At 35.2% G+C, this 17,920-nt stretch carries 17 protein-coding genes; 4 read left to right on the top strand and 13 right to left on the bottom strand.

Annotated elements, in window-relative coordinates; genetic code table 11:
* Nucleotides 1–19: 19 nt before the first annotated feature.
* The 4 genes from IIF7_RS01110 to miaA are packed head-to-tail and all read left to right on the top strand — an operon-like array spanning nt 20 to nt 5,148.
* Nucleotides 20–1,384, top strand: a complete 1,365-nt coding sequence (locus IIF7_RS01110) for an exonuclease domain-containing protein (protein WP_084839821.1) — start codon at nt 20–22, stop codon at nt 1,382–1,384.
* A gap of 1 nt (nt 1,385) precedes the next feature.
* A complete protein-coding gene (locus IIF7_RS01105) occupies nt 1,386–3,401 on the top strand; it encodes a DUF3857 domain-containing protein (RefSeq protein WP_084839820.1) in 2,016 nt (671 codons plus the stop codon).
* A 6-nt stretch (nt 3,402–3,407) separates the two neighbouring features.
* Nucleotides 3,408–4,238: an ion transporter gene (locus IIF7_RS01100; protein ID WP_084839819.1), complete on the top strand. Its 831-nt coding sequence runs from the start codon at nt 3,408–3,410 to the stop codon at nt 4,236–4,238.
* Nucleotides 4,231–5,148 carry a tRNA (adenosine(37)-N6)-dimethylallyltransferase MiaA gene (miaA, locus tag IIF7_RS01095; protein ID WP_084839818.1) on the top strand — a complete coding sequence of 306 codons (918 nt, stop codon included), beginning with the start codon at nt 4,231–4,233 and terminating at the stop codon, nt 5,146–5,148. The genes IIF7_RS01100 and miaA overlap by 8 nt, the downstream gene beginning before the upstream one ends.
* A gap of 110 nt (nt 5,149–5,258) precedes the next feature.
* On the opposite strand, the gene IIF7_RS01090 is transcribed toward miaA, so the two are convergent.
* From IIF7_RS01090 to IIF7_RS01030, 13 genes are all read right to left on the bottom strand, one after another.
* Nucleotides 5,259–5,981 carry a response regulator transcription factor gene (locus tag IIF7_RS01090; protein ID WP_084839817.1) on the bottom strand — a complete coding sequence of 241 codons (723 nt, stop codon included), beginning with the start codon at nt 5,979–5,981 and terminating at the stop codon, nt 5,259–5,261.
* Nucleotides 5,982–5,984: 3 nt separating this feature from the next.
* On the bottom strand, nt 5,985–7,577 hold the full coding sequence (locus IIF7_RS01085; RefSeq protein ID WP_084839816.1) for a sensor histidine kinase: 1,593 nt from the start codon (nt 7,575–7,577) through the stop codon (nt 5,985–5,987).
* 64 nt (nt 7,578–7,641) lie between these two features.
* On the bottom strand, nt 7,642–8,235 hold the full coding sequence (coaE, locus tag IIF7_RS01080) for a dephospho-CoA kinase (protein ID WP_084839815.1): 594 nt from the start codon (nt 8,233–8,235) through the stop codon (nt 7,642–7,644).
* A 6-nt stretch (nt 8,236–8,241) separates the two neighbouring features.
* Complete coding sequence (locus IIF7_RS01075) at nt 8,242–9,198, bottom strand: CdaR family protein (protein WP_084839814.1); 957 nt, start codon at nt 9,196–9,198, stop codon at nt 8,242–8,244.
* Nucleotides 9,191–10,198 carry a glycosyltransferase gene (locus tag IIF7_RS01070; RefSeq protein ID WP_084839813.1) on the bottom strand — a complete coding sequence of 336 codons (1,008 nt, stop codon included), beginning with the start codon at nt 10,196–10,198 and terminating at the stop codon, nt 9,191–9,193. Before IIF7_RS01070 ends, IIF7_RS01075 begins: the two co-directional genes overlap by 8 nt.
* Before the next feature lie 148 nt (nt 10,199–10,346).
* A complete protein-coding gene (locus IIF7_RS01065) occupies nt 10,347–11,174 on the bottom strand; it encodes an enoyl-ACP reductase FabI (RefSeq protein ID WP_084839812.1) in 828 nt (275 codons plus the stop codon).
* A 78-nt stretch (nt 11,175–11,252) separates the two neighbouring features.
* Nucleotides 11,253–12,908: a DNA repair protein RecN gene (gene recN, locus IIF7_RS01060; RefSeq protein ID WP_084839811.1), complete on the bottom strand. Its 1,656-nt coding sequence runs from the start codon at nt 12,906–12,908 to the stop codon at nt 11,253–11,255.
* Between the two features lie 73 nt (nt 12,909–12,981).
* A complete protein-coding gene (gene porD, locus IIF7_RS01055) occupies nt 12,982–13,866 on the bottom strand; it encodes a type IX secretion system protein PorD (RefSeq protein ID WP_084839810.1) in 885 nt (294 codons plus the stop codon).
* Entirely contained in the window at nt 13,859–15,061 is a 1,203-nt protein-coding gene (gene coaBC / locus IIF7_RS01050; RefSeq protein ID WP_084839809.1) for a bifunctional phosphopantothenoylcysteine decarboxylase/phosphopantothenate--cysteine ligase CoaBC, read from the bottom strand. The genes porD and coaBC overlap by 8 nt, the downstream gene beginning before the upstream one ends.
* 26 nt (nt 15,062–15,087) lie before the next feature.
* Nucleotides 15,088–15,420 carry a DNA-directed RNA polymerase subunit omega gene (locus IIF7_RS01045; protein ID WP_084839808.1) on the bottom strand — a complete coding sequence of 111 codons (333 nt, stop codon included), beginning with the start codon at nt 15,418–15,420 and terminating at the stop codon, nt 15,088–15,090.
* A 10-nt stretch (nt 15,421–15,430) separates the two neighbouring features.
* Complete coding sequence (locus IIF7_RS01040) at nt 15,431–16,264, bottom strand: outer membrane protein assembly factor BamD (RefSeq protein ID WP_245801467.1); 834 nt, start codon at nt 16,262–16,264, stop codon at nt 15,431–15,433.
* A gap of 203 nt (nt 16,265–16,467) precedes the next feature.
* Entirely contained in the window at nt 16,468–17,358 is an 891-nt protein-coding gene (dapA, locus tag IIF7_RS01035) for a 4-hydroxy-tetrahydrodipicolinate synthase (protein ID WP_084839806.1), read from the bottom strand.
* The gene (locus IIF7_RS01030; RefSeq protein ID WP_084839805.1) at nt 17,359–17,907 is read right to left on the bottom strand and encodes a DUF6913 domain-containing protein; all 549 of its coding nucleotides are present in this window, start codon (nt 17,905–17,907) and stop codon (nt 17,359–17,361) included.
* Between the last annotated feature and the right edge of the window lie 13 nt (nt 17,908–17,920).

Here is a 17,920-nt window from a genome sequence, read left to right as displayed (position 1 = left end):
AAAAAAGAAAGAAGAGTTTTTGTACGCAATTTTAGACATAGAAACTACCGGTGGTAAGTATAATGAGGAAGGAATAACCGAAATTGCTATTTACAAATTTGACGGCGAAAAGGTAGTCGATCAGTTTATTAGCCTGATCAATCCAGAACGCCCAATACAACCATTTGTAGTTGGCCTTACCGGTATTAATAACGAAATGCTACGCAACGCTCCTAAATTTTACGAGGTTGCCAAACGTATTGTAGAAATTACTGAAGATTGTATTATCGTTGCCCATAATGCTAAATTTGATTACCGAATTTTAAGAACAGAATTTAAACGTCTTGGTTTTGAATTTCAGCGAAAATCTTTATGCACGGTAGAACTTTCTAAAAAGCTAATTCCAGATATGCCTTCTTACAGTTTAGGAAAACTGGTAAGAGCTTTGGGAATTCCGCTAAGTGATCGCCATCGCGCTAATGGTGATGCACAGGCTACGGTAAAACTTTTTAAAATGTTATTGGCAAAAGACACAAAAAAAGACATTTTAAAGGATAACGTTAGGCAAGAACCAAAACGGCAATTAGATAGCAAACTGGTTTATATTCTGGATGATTTACCGGCCATAACCGGTATTTATTATTTGCATGATGAGGATGGCGAGATCATCTATATTGGCAAGAGCAAGAATATTAAAAAGCGTATAAATCAGCATTTTACCAACGATCACGCGAAGGCCAGAGAAATGCAAAAGAAAGTTTCTTCAGTTTCTTACGAATCTACCGGTAACGAGCTAATTGCGCTGTTGCGTGAAAATCAGGAAATAAAAAATAATAAGCCTAAATATAATAGGGCGCTAAAAAAACATATATTTACCCACGGTCTTTATCACTATACAGACAACGACGGATATATCAATTTTAAAATAAGCAAAGCCAGATCTGCTAAAAACTGTATTACAACATTTAGTAGCTTACGTTCAGCAAAGAACACGCTTAGTAAGTGGATTGAAGAATACGAACTTTGCGGAAGAATTTCTGGAGAACAGCCAGGCTCTGGTAGTTGTTTTAATTACACCATAAAGAGCTGCCATGGTGCCTGTATAGGTAAAGAAAGTCCTATAGATTATAATGCCAGAGTAATGCAACTTATAGAAAAATACTCGTACACTAACCAAAATATGTTGGTGATAGATCGCGGTCGCGATGTAGACGAAAAAAGTGCGTTACTAATTGAAGATGGAAAATTTAAAGGTGTAGGTTATTATAATTTAAATCATCAAATTAATAACTTAGATATTATAAAATCTATCATCACCCCTATGACGAATGATAGAGATGCCCAACACATCATCCAAAGCTACTTAAGAAGAAATAAGAAGCTTAAAATCGTTCAATTTCAGTAAAATGAATAAATTATTATTACCGCTTTTGCTTGTTTTTAGCATAAGCATTTTCGCTCAGGAAGAAGATCATCAATTCAACCAGCAAAATTTTAATGTTGGTAGCACTAGGGTGACAAAAGAAGACCTTTACGCTAATACGTATTTACCAGATACTACAGCAAACGCTTTTTATATTTATGAAAGTGGTTACAGTGAAATCGAAGATGGCCGTGAATTTAATCTATTCACCAATTACGAAGCCAAAATCAAGATCTTAAATAAAGAGGGGTACGACGAGGCAAATATTACCATTCCGCTTTACAAAGGTGGTAGCGACAAAGAGAAAATTCATGATCTTAAAGCCACTACTTATTATTTAGAGGGATCTACACTTAAATCTACCGTGCTTTCTGAAAGTAAAATTTTTACTGAAGAAAACGACAAATATGAATATATAAAATTCACTTTCCCAGACGTAAAACCTGGTTCGGTTTTGGTGTACTCCTATCAAATAGAGACTCCTTATCTTTTTAATTTCCACACATGGTGGTTTCAGGACGATATTCCAAAAGCTTACAGCCGCTACGAAACTGAAATTCCTGCTAATTACGAATACAACATCGTTAAAACAGGAGAATTAGAATTAGACCAGAATGATGCCGATATCAAGAAGAACTGCTTCTATGGCGGGCAATCACAAAATGCCGGCGATTGTCTAACTACTATTTATGCCATGCAGGAAATCCCAGCTTTTATTGAAGAAGATTACCTTACCTCTAAATACAACTATATTTCCAGAATAGAATACGAATTAAAGCAAATCACCATGCTAGATGGTTATGAGCGTAAATATACCAAAGAATGGAAAGATGTAGATAGAGAATTTAAAACCGATAAAGGCATTGGTAAGCAGCTTAAAAAAGATCGATTGGTAGATGAATTATTACCTGTCGATATTGCAAGCCAGGATAACGATCTTGATAAAGCAAAAGCTATTTATAGTTTTGTTCGAGATAATTATAAATGGAACGGCAATTATGGGATTTTTGATGAAATGAATATTAAAGATCTTTTAGACGAGCATACCGGCAATATTTCTTCTGTAAATGTATTACTTCATAATTTTTATAATAACGCAGGCTACACCGTTTATCCGGTAATTAGTGCTACTCGTAATGCTGGATTTCCGAAGAAAATTATCCCGGTGCTATCAGATTTTAACTACCTGTTTGTTTTGTTAGAAATCGACGGGAAAGAATATATGTTAGATGCTACAGACGAGTTTGTGAAATTTGGACAACTTCCTTTTAGAGCACTTAACCAATACGGAAGAAAACTGGATTTTGATACCGAAAGTAGCTGGATAGACATTGCTCCTGAAGAGTTTTCTAAAGTTGCCTATCGCGATAGCCTGTTTGTTCAGGAAGATGGGACATCTATCGTAAAATCCTCTCAAAGTTTTGATGGTTACCATGCATCTAGTGCACGCCGAAAAATAAGCGAAGCTTCTGAAGACGAACAAATTTTAAAGGGTCTTAACTTTGTTCGTGATTCTTACCAGCTTATTGATTTAAGTTACGAAAACGAGGACGATACCAGTAAGGAGCTTTTGGTGAATTATGAGCTAAAAAATATTTCTCAGAAAATAAATGACAGGATCTACCTTAACCCATTCACTTTTGTGTTTTGGAAAGAGAATCCTTTTAAACTTGAGGAACGAAAATATCCTATCGATTTTGGTTATAAAGACATTTACAGCTCTAGTATTTTGGTTGAAGTCCCAGAAAATTATGAAATTATAGAAATGCCTAAACAGGAAATGTTTGCATTACCAAATGGCGCAGCTAAAATTCAATACATTACTCAAAAGGCAGACGATAATCATTTATTTGTGCGACTTAGAGTTATATTTTCTGAAGCTATGTATCCTTCTGGCTACTACCCATACCTAAAAGAATTTATGGACAAGCTTGTAAACATCCAAAATCAATCTGTAATTGTACTCAAAGAAAAAATAGATAACTTAGCGGAAAATTAATAAGAATTGAAAACAACAGATGACAGACCTGAGTGGAAAAAACGGCTTTACGACATTATTTACGAAGCCGATACTCCCATGGGAAAGTTATTTGATATTGTACTTCTAGTTCTTATCGTTTTTAGCGTGGTTTTGGTAATGTTAGAAAGCATTACCCATCTTCATGTAGAATATTACTGGCAGTTTTTTATTGCAGAATGGGCTATCACCATATTTTTTACAATTGAATATATCGCCAGGATTCTGGTGATCAAAAGACCAAAAAGCTATATTTTCAGTTTTTATGGCATCGTAGATTTGTTGTCTACCTTACCAAGTTATCTTGGCTTTTTTATGGGTGGCAAAAACCTGTTCTTTGCCATTAGAGCGCTTAGATTATTGCGTGTTTTTAGAGTGCTAAAAATTACACGTTATGTAGGCGAATCAAATAAACTTGCCGTAGCCTTAAGAAACAGTAAAGCTAAAATTCTGGTTTTTCTATTCGCCGTTTTTATCATTTGTATCATAACAGGTACGCTAATGCATTTAATCGAAGGCGAAGCGGGTGGTTTTGATAATATCCCAATTAGCATTTACTGGTGTATTGTAACGCTTACCACTGTAGGTTTTGGTGATATTGCACCAATTACTCCGCTTGGTCGTTTACTAGCCTCTTTATTAATGATCGTGGGATACGGAATCATAGCGGTACCAACAGGAATTGTAGGAGCTGAGTATAGTAGAGCTACAGACGAAAGTCTTGCCAATAACACCCAGGTTTGCCCACATTGCCATGAAGGCAAACATTTAGACAATGCCGAATTTTGCCATAACTGCGGAAATAAACTAAATGAATAACAAAGTACTTATTAGTGTTGTTGGTCCTACCGCCATTGGCAAAACAGCAATGGGAATACATATTGCCAATTTTTTTAATACTGAAATCATTTCAGCAGATTCTAGGCAATTTTTTAAAGAAATGAGTATTGGTACTGCAGTACCTTCTGCTGAAGAATTAGCGGCTGCAAAACATCATTTTATTCAGCATATATCGATAGAAGATCAATACTCGGTTGGTGATTTTGAGAAACAGGCCATGACTAAGATCAATAAACTTTTCCAGGATCACGATATTCTCGTCATGGTTGGAGGCAGCGGATTGTATGTAAAAAGTATTACTGAAGGCCTCGATGATTTTCCTGAAATTAAACCTGAAATTCGACAAAATCTGAATGAATTATTTGAGAAAGAAGGTTTGCAAAAATTACAGGATAAACTAAAGAATCTAGATCCTGCATATTTCTCTAAAGCAGATATAGAAAACCCTCATCGAGTAATTAGAGCACTCGAGATTTGTTTAGGCACCGGGAAAACATTTTCTTCCTTCTTAAACCAGAAAAAAAACACAAGAAATTTCAATATTATTGAAATAGGACTTACGGCAGATCGCCAGATTATTTACGATCGTATTAATTTAAGAGTAGATTTAATGATGCAGGCCGGTTTGCTAGAAGAAGCCAGTCAACTTTATTCTAAAAAGCACCTAAACGCTCTTAACACGGTTGGTTACAAAGAACTTTTTAGTTATTTAGATCACGAAATAGATTTGGATTTCGCTGTTTCAGAGATTAAAAAAAATACCCGCCGTTTTGCCAAAAGACAGCTTACGTGGTTTAGAAAAAATCAAAAGATTCACTGGTTTGATTATAAAACCAAACCTGAAAAGGTAAACCAATTTATTTCAGAAGAAATTAAAACCCTAAAATAAAATAGGTAAAGAACTTATCTAAAATCAGTAAAGGTTATGGAATATCCTGCCCTTTGTAGAGCAGCATATTCCTTCCTTTGAAACTGAAAATTGCTATTTGTTGTTTTTGCTTAAGCTTTTTCTTCTTCCTTGTTTTTTACAACAAGTCTAAATCCTTCACCGTGAATGTTTAAAATCTCTACGTTTTCATCCTTTTTAAGGTACTTACGTAATTTAGCGATATAAACGTCCATACTTCTAGAGGTAAAATAGTTATCGTCTCTCCAAATTTTGGTTAAAGCTAACTCTCTAGGCATTAAATCATTTTCGTGAAGTGCCAATAAACGTAGTAATTCATTTTCTTTAGGAGAAAGTTTTTGTGGCTCCTCGTCTCCAAAAGTTAAGAATCTAAGTTTAGAATTTAGGTGAAAATCACCAATTTCGAATTCAAATTGCTTACTATCTGCTACGCTATCTGTAGCTTTACGCTGCATGATAGCCTTAATTTTCATAAGCAATACTTCACTATCAAAAGGCTTGTTTAGGTAATCGTCTGCTCCTACTTTGTAACCTTTTAAAACATCTTCTTTCATCGCTTTTGCTGTTAAGAAGATAATTGGAATTTCTTCGTTCTTTTCGCGAATCTCTTTCGCTAATGTAAATCCATCTTTGTAAGGCATCATCACATCAAGAATACAAAGATCGAAATCATCTTTTTTGAATTTTTCGAATCCCTCCATTCCGTTTTTTGCGTGAGTTACCTCGTACTCATTCATCGCAAGGTAATCTTTAAGTACCGTTCCAAAGTTTGGATCGTCTTCTACTAGTAAAATTTTCTTGTTTTCAGTTTCCATATATTAAGATATTAGTGGTAATTTAATTATAAAGGTACTTCCTTTTCCTTTTTCACTGTTAACGGTGATCTGCCCGTGGTGATCGTCTAAGATCTGCTTTACGTAAGCCAATCCTAAACCATGACCTTTTACATTATGGATGTCACCGGTATGTTCTCTATAAAATTTTTCAAATATTTTTTTCTGAACGCCTCTACTCATTCCTGCTCCCTGATCTCGAATTTTTACAATAATGTAATGCTTAACGTTTTCAGTATAAATATCGATTCTTGGCTCTTCTTCACTGTATTTAATAGCGTTATCAAGAATATTCACAATTACATTGGTAAAATGATCTTCGTTAGCCAAGATTGAAGACTTTAAAGCTCCAAAATGGGTTTGTATATAACCACCACGATCTTCTACAATTAACTCTACATGAGTAATGGCATCTAAAATAATATCGTGCAATTGCAAACGCTCTTTCTTTAAATCGAGCTCGTTTTTTTCTAATTTCGATATTCTTAAAACGTTCTCTACCTGCGCATGCATTCTTTTATTCTCGTCCCTAATCATTTGCAGATATCTAAAAACCTTTGTTTGATCTGATATGATCTTAGGATTTTTAATGGCATCCAAAGCAAGGTTTATGGTCGCTATGGGAGTTTTAAACTCATGCGTCATGTTATTAATAAAATCGGTCTTTATCTGTGATATTTGACGCTGTCTTATTAACTGAGACAAGGCACTAGAATATGCAATTACAATAATTAACGTAAAAACGATAGACAAAACAGCCATTAAAGTTACCGAAGATAGCACAACGCTTTTTTTGCCCTTAAAATTTACCAGTAATTGGTAATCACTATTTCCTTCTCTATCCACAAAAAGTGGAACGCCGTAGGTAGCAGGATGGGATAAATCAAAATTATCTGAATGTACTCCAGTTTCTATAGAATTCTTGATAGAATTACTATACACCGCATACTCAAACTTGGTATCGAGATCTCTACTTGCTAATTCTCTTTTTAGCAAGTTTTCTATGGTTTTTTCAGAAACTCGTTTTCTTAAAGGTTGTCTAGCAGCCGCTTCAGAAATTACATCCCGTAAAATCTCCTTTTCATAATCCTCTAAACGCATTACCCTTTGCATGATATCTGAAGCAGATTGGGCAGAGCCCGTATCTTCTCCTCTATCTTTTACTATTTGGGTAACCTTACGGTTAATCAGTTTTTTAATCTGAATGCTGTCGCTTTGCTGTTCGGCTCCAAGAAAGTCTGATGATATTTTATAATCTGCTTCCTGTATGGTTCCAAAATTAAAAACGTCTTCATTCTTAAACTCGTCCCTTGTAGCAATCAAATACTCGGTTAAAGTTATTCGATCAATTTTTTGCTCTGAGTTTTGTAACTGAGATTCGTATTCAAAAATATATCGCTCAAATTCACTATTCTGAATTTGTTCAGAAACCTCAATCAATACCTGTTTAGCGTTGTAAGAAAACTGCTCCTCCCTGTCTTCAACTGTGCTCTTAATCCAGTAGCCCTGTACGAAAATAATACCAATAAGGGACAAACTCATTAAGACAACGAGTAGTACAAACAACTTCTTATTCATGCCTCCAAAAGTAATATTTTAACATTTAGAGCCTAACCGGTTTAACCAAATGTTAACAGAGAAATTAGGAATTTTTAGCCGACTTTAAGATAATATCGTTTAAATGTATAACCTGCTTCTTAGATTCTTCGATTTCTTCATTTTTTATCACAAAATCTGCAAGCTCTATCTTCTTTTCATCGCTCCACTGGTTATTCATTCGAGCTTCAATTTGCTCTCGTGATGTATTATCCCGTTTTAACACACGTTGAATTCTGGTTTCTTTTGGTGCAGTAACTAAAATGCTAAAATCGAAATTTTTATGCGATCCTTTTTCAAACAAAATAGCTGCCTCATAAATAATATAAACTGAAGATTGTTTAGAAAGCCAATTTTTAAAATGGCTGGCTACAGCAGGATGAATAATAGCATTTAGCTGTTCTAGCAATGCTTTATCTTTAAAGACTTTTGAAGCTATAAAAGGGCGATTGGATTTGCTACCAGAATAAGATGATTCGCCTAATAATTGAACGATTTTTTCACGAATCTTAGCTGAAGTATCCATCAATTCTTTACCCGCATCATCTGCAATGTAAACAGGAACCCCTATTTCTTTAAACATTTTAGAAATAGTTGTTTTGCCGCTTCCAATACCGCCGGTAAGCCCTACTTTTATCATTATAGATTATCTTTTTATGATAAACTGTATTTTACGCTCGTTTAACCTCACGTTATTTACAAATCTTGGCATCTCGCTAATTTGGGCAAGCATATAATCTACTCCTTCCTGAATTTCGTTAAAATCGCAAACAATTTTAAATTGATCTGCCTTAACAAACTCGTAATTTTTTAGATTTACCTGATAGTATACCATTACATTCTTTGGGAAAATTGTAAGATTTGTTCCACGAGGCACATTAATAACCTCTACCGGAATTTCGACATTCCCCTCTGTAAACTTTGCTACTTTTTGGGTATAATCTACCGTATTTCTATAAAAATTAAGCATGCCAAGGTTAGAAGTATCAATAGCTACAGTTCCAGATATATCTTTACTTACATTGCTGGCGCTAATTACTGTTGTAGAAACACTGCTTAATGTATCAATAATATTTTCAGGACCGCTTACGGTCACACTATCTGGCGCAAGCTGTACTCTATCTACTGCTGAAAAACCAACATCATAATTAAAGCTGGTTTTGGGTAAAATAAGCACTCTTTTTTCTTTTCTTGGCTGAAAATCGATAACCAGAGAATCTCTTAAAAAATCTGCATTTTCAAAATCGATACCTAATTGATTTTCGATCGAGCTTCGATTATCCTGAATATTATAAACCAATTGAGAACCAACTTCACTGGTATTGCTTAAATCTATTATTAGTTCTGGCTTAAAAAATTTATACTTCCATATAAGCAAAAATCCTTTGGCATCTAAATTAAAACGGAGCGTTTTAGGTGTATCCTCTAAACTTTTATCTAAAGGCGTATTTACATAGGAAAGCGGAATTTCTACAGTACGGTTATATTCTTTAGAAAGTTGTACCAAAACCCAAATAATAGCAGAAAATATTAGAAAAAAACCAAATACCTGTACATTGGCCTTCTTTATTCGTTTTCCCCCTATGTTACCGTAACTACGCATCTTTAAAAAATAATCCCGGATAAGCTTCTTCCGGATTTTCTTTTAGAATAAGTATAGACCACGAAGATTTTAAAAATCCGTAGCCATAACCAAAAAACTGAATCACTGTGGCTATAATGGCTAAAAACCCAATTTTAAGACTTTTAGTTTTTATAGCAGCCTGCAAAAACAAAATTGCAAAATACAAAATATATGTACCCAACATCCACCATACCCCTAAACGAATTACCAAAACAGAAATTACAAAACCTATCATAAAAACTGAAGGAAACCAATATGTAAGTTTAGCGCTTCCTTTATGCCACTTATTTAAGATTGGGCGGGTAAGCCCAAATTTATGAACCTGATTATAAAACTTTTCCCAATCGATCCTTCTTTTATGAAAAACCACTGCTTTAGGAATTAAACAGGTCTTAAAATCCTGTTTTTCCAGACGTAATGAAAGATCTGGATCTTCGCCAGGATGGATACTTCCAAAACCTCCTGTTGCCAGAAAAGCTTCTTTAGAAAGACCCATATTAAAACTTCTTGGCTGAAATTTGTTAACCGCCCTTTTACCACCACGAATTCCGCCGGTAGTTAAAAGAGATGTCATACTAAAATCTATAGCCTTTTGAATATCGCTAAACGTTTTATGTGCTCCATCTGGCCCTCCAAAACAATCACAGTAATTTTCGTTAAGACCTTTATCCACCTGCTCTAAGTAATCTTCAGGTAGGATAACATCACTATCTAAAATCAAAAAGTAATTTCCCTTAGCCTTTTGCATTCCAAAATTGCGTGACTTGCCGGGACCCGAGTTGTCCTTAAAATAATAGCTAATATCCAGCTTCCCTTCAAAATCTTTAATTACTTCTTCTGAAGTTCGGCTAGAACCATCTTCTACAATTACAACCTCAAAGCTTTTACTGAAGTTTAAGGCTAGCATACTTTGTAGCAGCTCCCTGGTCTCTTCAGGACGGTTATAAACAGGAACAATAAAAGAATATTCTCTACTCATTTTAAGAAGAATAACAGCTTTGCCATTATTATTTTAGGAGTGAATTTAAAAAAGAAAAACTGAATTTACTCTAAATTAAGTTAAGCTTAACGATATGCCAGCTTTGCTCTTTTTAGAAGGTAAATTCAGTTTTAAAGTTCAGCAAAAATTATTTTTCGCTTTCCTTTTCAACAAAAGCTTCCATAACTTCCTGGCTAACGCCTACGTTAGAGAAACCTCCGTCGTGATATAAGTTTTGTAAAGTAACTTTTTTAGTAAGATCAGAGAAAAGTGTGATCGTATAATCTGCACAATCCTGAGCTGTTGCATTACCAAGTGGAGACATTTTATCTGCGTAAGCGATAAATCCATCAAATCCTTTTACTCCCTGCCCTGCAGTAGTTGGTGTTGGAGATTGCGAAATCGTATTTACTCTTACCTTTTTATCTTTCCCAAAGAAATATCCAAAACTACGGGCAATACTTTCTAAATACGCCTTATTATCGGCCATATCATTATAATCTGGGAATACACGTTGTGCTGCCATATATGATAAAGCAACAATACTTCCCCACTCGCTCATAGCATCTTTTTTATAAAGTGCCTGCATAGTTTTGTGGAAAGAAACAGCAGAAACATCCCAACCTTTAGCAGTCCAATCGTAGTTTTGATCTGTATAATGTTTTCCTTTTCTTACATTAACAGACATCCCGATAGAGTGAAGTACAAAATCAATTTTGCCTCCAAGGATTTCTGTAGCTTTATCTACAAGATTTTCTAAATCTTCAACGTTTGTAGCATCTGCAGGAACAATTTCAGCACCAATTTGTTCAGCTAAAGTTTTAATACTTCCCATTCTCATGGCGATTGGCGCGTTTGTAAGCACAATTTCAGCACCTTCTTCGTGTGCTTTCACAGCGGTTTTCCATGCAATAGAATTCTCGTCTAAAGCTCCGAAAATGATTCCTTTTTTTCCTTTTAAAAGGTTATATGACATGTCGAAATTAGTTTTTAGATTCTTTTCAGCTGGTAAAGATAGTAAAATTCAATACAGCCAAAGTTTTTTTAAAATCTATTAATTCTCTAGCAGGGATACGGCATGCGCTCTGGCAGATTCACTTATGGTATTCCCACCAAGCATCATTGCCAGTTCGTCTATACGCTCTTCCTGCGCTAATTGTTTGATTTTGGTACTGGTAACATCCCCGGTATCTTCTTTAAAAATCTTAAAGTGCGCGCTACCTTTCCCGGCAATTTGTGGTAAATGGGTAATAGCAAGCACCTGCATACTATGGCCCATTTTCTGTAAAATTTCACCCATTTTTTGTGCAATATCACCAGATACTCCGGTGTCGATCTCATCAAAAATAATAGTAGGCAGGTTACTTTGTGCGGCTAAAATACTCTTAACAGCCAGCATAATTCGGGATAACTCTCCACCAGAAGCGGCTTTTCTAATTTCTTTAAAGCTTCCTCCTTTATTAGCGGCTAAATACCAACCCAGTGTATCATTTCCGTTAGCAAAAAACTTATCACCTTGCTCTAAACTGATTTTTAATCGAGCATTAGGCATTCCCAATCCGCTTAAAATTTCTTCGGTTTCTTTTACAAAAGACGGAATGATCTTCTCACGACGATCGTGCAACTTTTTGGCGATATTAGATAATTTACCTCGCTGTTTTTTTATTGCTGAAGCTATTTCAGCTAAAGCCTCGTCTGCATTTTCACTAACAGCTACCTGCTTTCTAAGATCTTCTGCAATATTTAATAGATCTTCGATCTCCAGAACATTATGTTTCTTCTGAAGATTATAGATTTGTTGAAGCTGATCGTTAGTTTTTTCGAGTTCTAAAGGATCGGCCTCAGTGTTTTCCAAAGCGGCTTCCAATTCAGCATTAATATCATCCAATTCGATGATCACGCTTTGTACACGCTCGTGCAGACTTTCATAATTAGCCGAAAATCGTGAAATTTTAGACAAATTATTACGAACTTCTTTTAAAGTACCTAAACTTCCTATTTCTTCCTGGGAAATAAAATTAATAGCCGAATTTAATTGCTCGGTTAATTCTTCAACATTATTAAGTTCTTCGTATCGGGTTTCAAGCTCCTCCAACATTCCCGGTTGCAATTTTGCTTCATCCAACTCATTCAGCAAAAACACATTATAATCGTACTCTTTTGTAGCCTGGGATTGCTCTTCTTTTAATGCTTCTTCTCGTTTCTGCAGTGCCCTAAGTTCTTTTAAAGCCTCACGATATTCTAAATTTAGTGCTTCATTATCTGCAATGGTATCGATTACCTGAAATTGATAATCGTTATTCCCCAAACTCAAAGTTTCATGCTGACTATGAATATCGATCAAATAATTCCCTAGATTATTTAAACTCGATAAAGTAACCGGCGTATCATTTACGAAAGCCCGTGATTTCCCTGAGGCTAAAATCTCTCTTCTAATAATGGTTTTTGGCTCATAATCCAGATCTTCTTTCTCGAAGAAATTGGTCAGTCCATAATTAGAAATATCAAAAACACCTTCTATTACACACTTTTTATCTGGATTTTTAATCGAACTATAATCGGCACGATTTCCTAATAGTAAGCCTAATGCCCCAAGCATAATAGATTTACCAGCACCAGTTTCTCCAGTAATAATGGTAAAACCAGGCTTTAAATTCATGTTGATATCTTCGATCAACGCGTAATTTTTAATAGATAAAGATGTAAGCAATTTTTCTTAGAATTTAAGGCTAAATATAAGGGAGAAATTGGCGCAAATCAACTACCTGAAAAAAGAATTCTAATTACTGGATTTGTCGCCACTGGCGTGCATAACTAGGCGCCATACTGCTAAGTTTTTGGGCTAATCCACGCGTACCAACATCTGGCCCACCGGTAAAAATATCGATAATCTCACCAGATTTTGCATCAAAAAAGATTCGTAATAATAAAGAATTTAGACGCACTGAATTCATTTCTCGTAAACTTTCAAGTGCTGTTGCTATCGATTGTTTTCCTTCAGAAATATCTTCATGCATCCTATCCAAACCATTACGATGATAAGTATAAAGCGCATCACGATATCCCTGAAATGAATTAGAAAGCAAATCTGCATTTAACCTAAATCTGGATCTTGTATTTCCGCTAGGCTGCCAGCCTGAACTATTGCTTTGCTGTGCAATAGTTACAATCTGTTTAGCTTCTTCAAAAAATGCTGTCCCGGCATTCTGCTGAAAAGAATCGGCATCTAATCCTAAAATAGTATACACATAGAAACTAACTACAGATACCAAATTAGAACTATATGAATTCTGATTATAATTTAGTGGCTGATATTCGCGATAAGAAAAATTAAAATCTTCGTCGCTATAATTAAAAACAGGCGTTACCATATCTGAACCGTAAACTGGCCGTGAAGATTGCACCTGGATATTTGCAGCAAAATTCTCACCACTAAATTCACTTATAGTAATAAACATACTACAATTAATGCGTTGTTCTGGCGGTAATTCTCTACCCGTCCAGCTAGTACTATTAATAAATTCCTGAAGCGAATTCTTTAAAGTTTTAAATACATTAAGATTGGCTTGCCCGGTTTGTTCAGCATTAATCTGTACCTCGCAATTAAGCTCCTGTGCTTTTAGATGAAAGCAAAAAAGTAAAAAAAATATTGCGATTATTTTATTCATCAAACAGACTAATTATTTCGTTAAGGATATCTTTTGCTACTTCAGATTTTGGCTTTAAACCAAAACTTTTTACTTCGTCCTGAAAAACAAAACTTACTTTATTGGTCTCGCTTTGAAACCCTGCTCCTTTATCCTGAAGGGAATTTAAAACTACAAAGTCTAAATTTTTCTTTTTAAGCTTTGCTTTTGCATTTTCCAGCTCATTATTGGTTTCTAATGCAAAACCAATTAATTTTTGATGCTGCTTGCGTTCTCCTAAAGAACGCAAAATATCCTGATTTTTAGTAAGTCGTATTGTTAAAGTCTCTTCTGCCTTCTTAATTTTTTGATCGGCTACACTTTCTGGCTTATAATCTGCTACTGCTGCAGCTGCGATTACCACATCTGCCGCTTCAAAATTTGCCATGGCTGCATCGTACATATTTTGCGCGCTCACCACTTTGATAAGATTTATATGATCTTCTGAAATTTGTAAATGAGTAGGACCAGAAATTAAAGTAACCTGTGCCCCTAGATTTGCAGCTACTCTAGCAATTTCATATCCCATTTTACCACTGCTATGATTACCAATAAAACGCACAGGATCTATAGCTTCGTAAGTTGGCCCTGCAGTAATCATAACATGTTTTCCTTTTAACGGAAGCGATGCAGTTAAATGATCTTCTAAAAACTGAAAAATTTCTTCGGGCTCGGCCATTCTGCCTTCGCCACTTAAGCCACTGGCAAGTTCTCCCGTCCCGGCAGGAATCATATAATTCCCGTAATTTTTTAAAGTTTCAAAACTGTTTTTTGTGGAAGGATGCTTGTACATATCCAAATCCATCGCCGGTGCAAAGTAAACCGGGCATTTAGCCGAAACATAAGTTGCCAGTAAAAAATTATCACTATTACCGGTTGCCATTTTAGAAAGTGTATTGGCAGTTGCCGGGGCTATAAGCATAAGATCTGCCCATAAGCCAAGTTCTACATGATTGTTCCAAACTTCGTTTTCATCTTCTGTAAAAGAAGAATATACTTCGTTTTTGGACAAGGTAGAAAGAGTAAGCGGAGTAATAAAATCTTTTGCAGCCGGCGTCATCACCACACGGACTTCAGCGCCGGCTTTAATAAAAAGTCGAACTAACGAGGCGGTTTTATAGGCAGCAATACCGCCGGTAATACCCAAAAGTATTTTTTTGCCTCGTAGTACAGACATATGCTTTAGAATCTATTTAAATCTTTTTAGATTGAATCTTCAGATTCTTTGGTGTTACGATAATAGATCTTATCGCTTAACCACTCTTCTACTGCAAGTGCATGTGGTTTAGGTAATCTTTCGTAAAACTTAGAAACTTCGATTTGTTCCTTGTTTTCAAAGATTTCATCTAAACTGTCATTATAAGTAGCAAACTCGTCTAGCTTTTCAAGTAACTCTTTTTTGATCTCTGTATTGATCTGGTTAGCTCTCTTAGCGATAATTGAAATTGCCTCGTAAATATTATCTGTAGGCGCATCAATCTGGTTCTTATCGAGTGTAATCGTGTTAACCGCTGCTTCAGTTTTTTTAATATCCATTTTCCTTAAACTAATTAAAAGTTTTCAACCTTGCTTGTATATCTTCGTATGCTTCGTCTACATTGGCAATATATTCACCCTCAGGGTAACTTTTCTTGTATGCCTGATAGTATTCCTGTGCCTCTTGTAAACGTTCTTGCATTAAGTTTCTATAACTGTTTATTGCATAAGAATAAGCAGCATCAAATCTTAGGTAAAACGCTTCTTCGCGATACGGTGTACCTGGATAATCTGCTATAAAATTGTTGAAAGAAGTAATTGCTGCCGTAAAGTTCCCTTCACGATAGTTCCCTCCAATTCTCCAATATTGCTTCGCAATTTCAAACGCTTTTTTCTCTAATTTTAATCGAAGCTCTGTTGCCATTAAGTTTGCTTCCTCTGCATATTCTCCCTCAGGATATCTATTAAGGTAGCTCTGTAAAGCTTCAACCGCTTTGTTAGTATCTGTTTGATCTAAATCGAAACGAGGTGATTCTTCAAAATAACTTTTAGCCGATTTAAAAGAAGCTTCCTCTACTTTATCACTATTTGGATACGATTGTACAAAACGCTCAAACTCAAAACTAGATAAATAATAATCCCCTACCTGATAATAAGCATCAGCAAAAAGATAACTTAGTTTTTCTCCCTGAGGCTTACCACGATACTGCGGTAAAATTTGTTCGAAAAGACGAATCGCTTTTCTATATTTTCGGTTACTATCTTCAGCTTTAGCTTCGTTGTAAAGGTTTTCTGCAAAGGTGTATTTCTCACCTGCATTTTCGCTTTTTAAAACCTTTTGGTAGTCACCACACGACTGAAGTACAAAAAGTAAACCTAATAATAGTAATCCTTTTTTCATCATTTGTAAAAACATCTTGCAAAAGTACAGTTTTTGGAATTATAAAAAAAACTTTCCGCTCGTACAAGAATAACTGTAAAAGCCTTTATTTATTATACCTAAGCGAGGTTTATTTTTCTTCGGAAAAAAAATTATCCTTTTTAAATGTAAAAAAGCTGCCCAAAAGCAGCTCTTACTAATCAAAATTTTAAAATCTGAAGTTGCCTTTAAACTACTTCAGCTTGCAAATTATGTACAAAATCTCCAATCTTAGCTTGTAATCCTTCCGAAGCATTAACTAATGGAAGTCTCACATTCTTAGAACAGATTCCTTTTTTCTCTAATAAAGATTTAATTCCTACCGGATTTCCTTCAGCAAAAATAAGATCTATAGAAGGTGCTATTCTATAATGTAATTGATAAGCTTCTTTGGCATTACCTTCTAATCCCAATTTCACCATTTGTGAAAATTCTGCCGGAAATCCCTGTCCAATTACAGAAATTACTCCAGCTCCACCAGCAAGCGTCATTGGTAAGGTAATCATATCGTCACCAGAGATCACCTTAAAATCTTTAGGTACAAGGCTAATTAATTTCATGGCCTGCACAATATCTCCGGCGGCTTCTTTTACTCCAATTACATTATCACATTCATTCGCAATCCTGGCAATAGTTTCTGGCAAAATATTAGAACTTGTTCTACCAGGCACATTGTATAAAATGATAGGAAGCGGTGAAGCTTCTGCTACCAGTTTAAAATGCTGAAAGATTCCTTCCTGAGATGGTTTATTATAGTAAGGAGAAACCGATAATACTGCCTGAAAAGCTGAAAGATCTGTAGTTTTTAACTGCTCTACAACAGCCATGGTATTATTACCTCCTATTCCTAAAACCAAAGGAAGACGATTACTGTTTGTCTTTACGATACAATCGATCACCTGCTCCTTCTCCTGTTTATTAAGCGTAGAATATTCTCCTGTAGTTCCTAAAACCACAAGATAATCGATACCATTAGCAATCTGGTCTTCTACCAATCGCTCTAAAGCTTCAAAATCTATGCTTAGATCATTTTTAAACGGAGTTACCAAAGCTACTCCCGTGCCTACAAACGCGCTCATTTATCGTATTTGTTTTAGTATTTTTAAGTATTTCAGGATTTCCTGTTGGTACAATGCAACATCTTCTGTCTCGACCGTAAGATCTGCAAATGGACTTTCTTTTTTATGATCGACCTTTAAAGCTGATTTTACACATTTAAAGACCAGATTTTTTAGTTTGTTATCGTTTTTAGAAAAAGAGATAAAAACATCGAATTTCGACTTAAGAAAATCCTTTACATCTTCATTTTGGATATTTCCGTCCGCTTTTATTTCTGAAGGAGCAAAGAAAATCGCTCGCTCATCTTCTACAGAAGCTGGTTTTGCAGTACAAACAAGAACTTTAAAATCGCTTTTCGCAATTTTTAACTGCTGCTGAAGTTGTAAAAGTGGCTTTACCTCTTCGAAAGCTTCAGCGGTAGTTACCAAGCCCACTTTCGTGATAAATTTCTCATTTTTTTCAGCAATAACTTCCGAATCTTGTTTCGAAAGCTTCTTTTCAGCTAAAAAATATTTAAAATTCTTAAACACTGCGGTGATATTGGCCAGCAAATGTAAATAATTTCTCATAAAATTTTCCTAG

Source organism: Zunongwangia atlantica 22II14-10F7, from assembly GCF_002094855.1.
Lineage (GTDB): Bacteria > Bacteroidota > Bacteroidia > Flavobacteriales > Flavobacteriaceae > Zunongwangia > Zunongwangia atlantica.
This window is presented reverse-complemented; position numbering and strand designations above follow the sequence as displayed.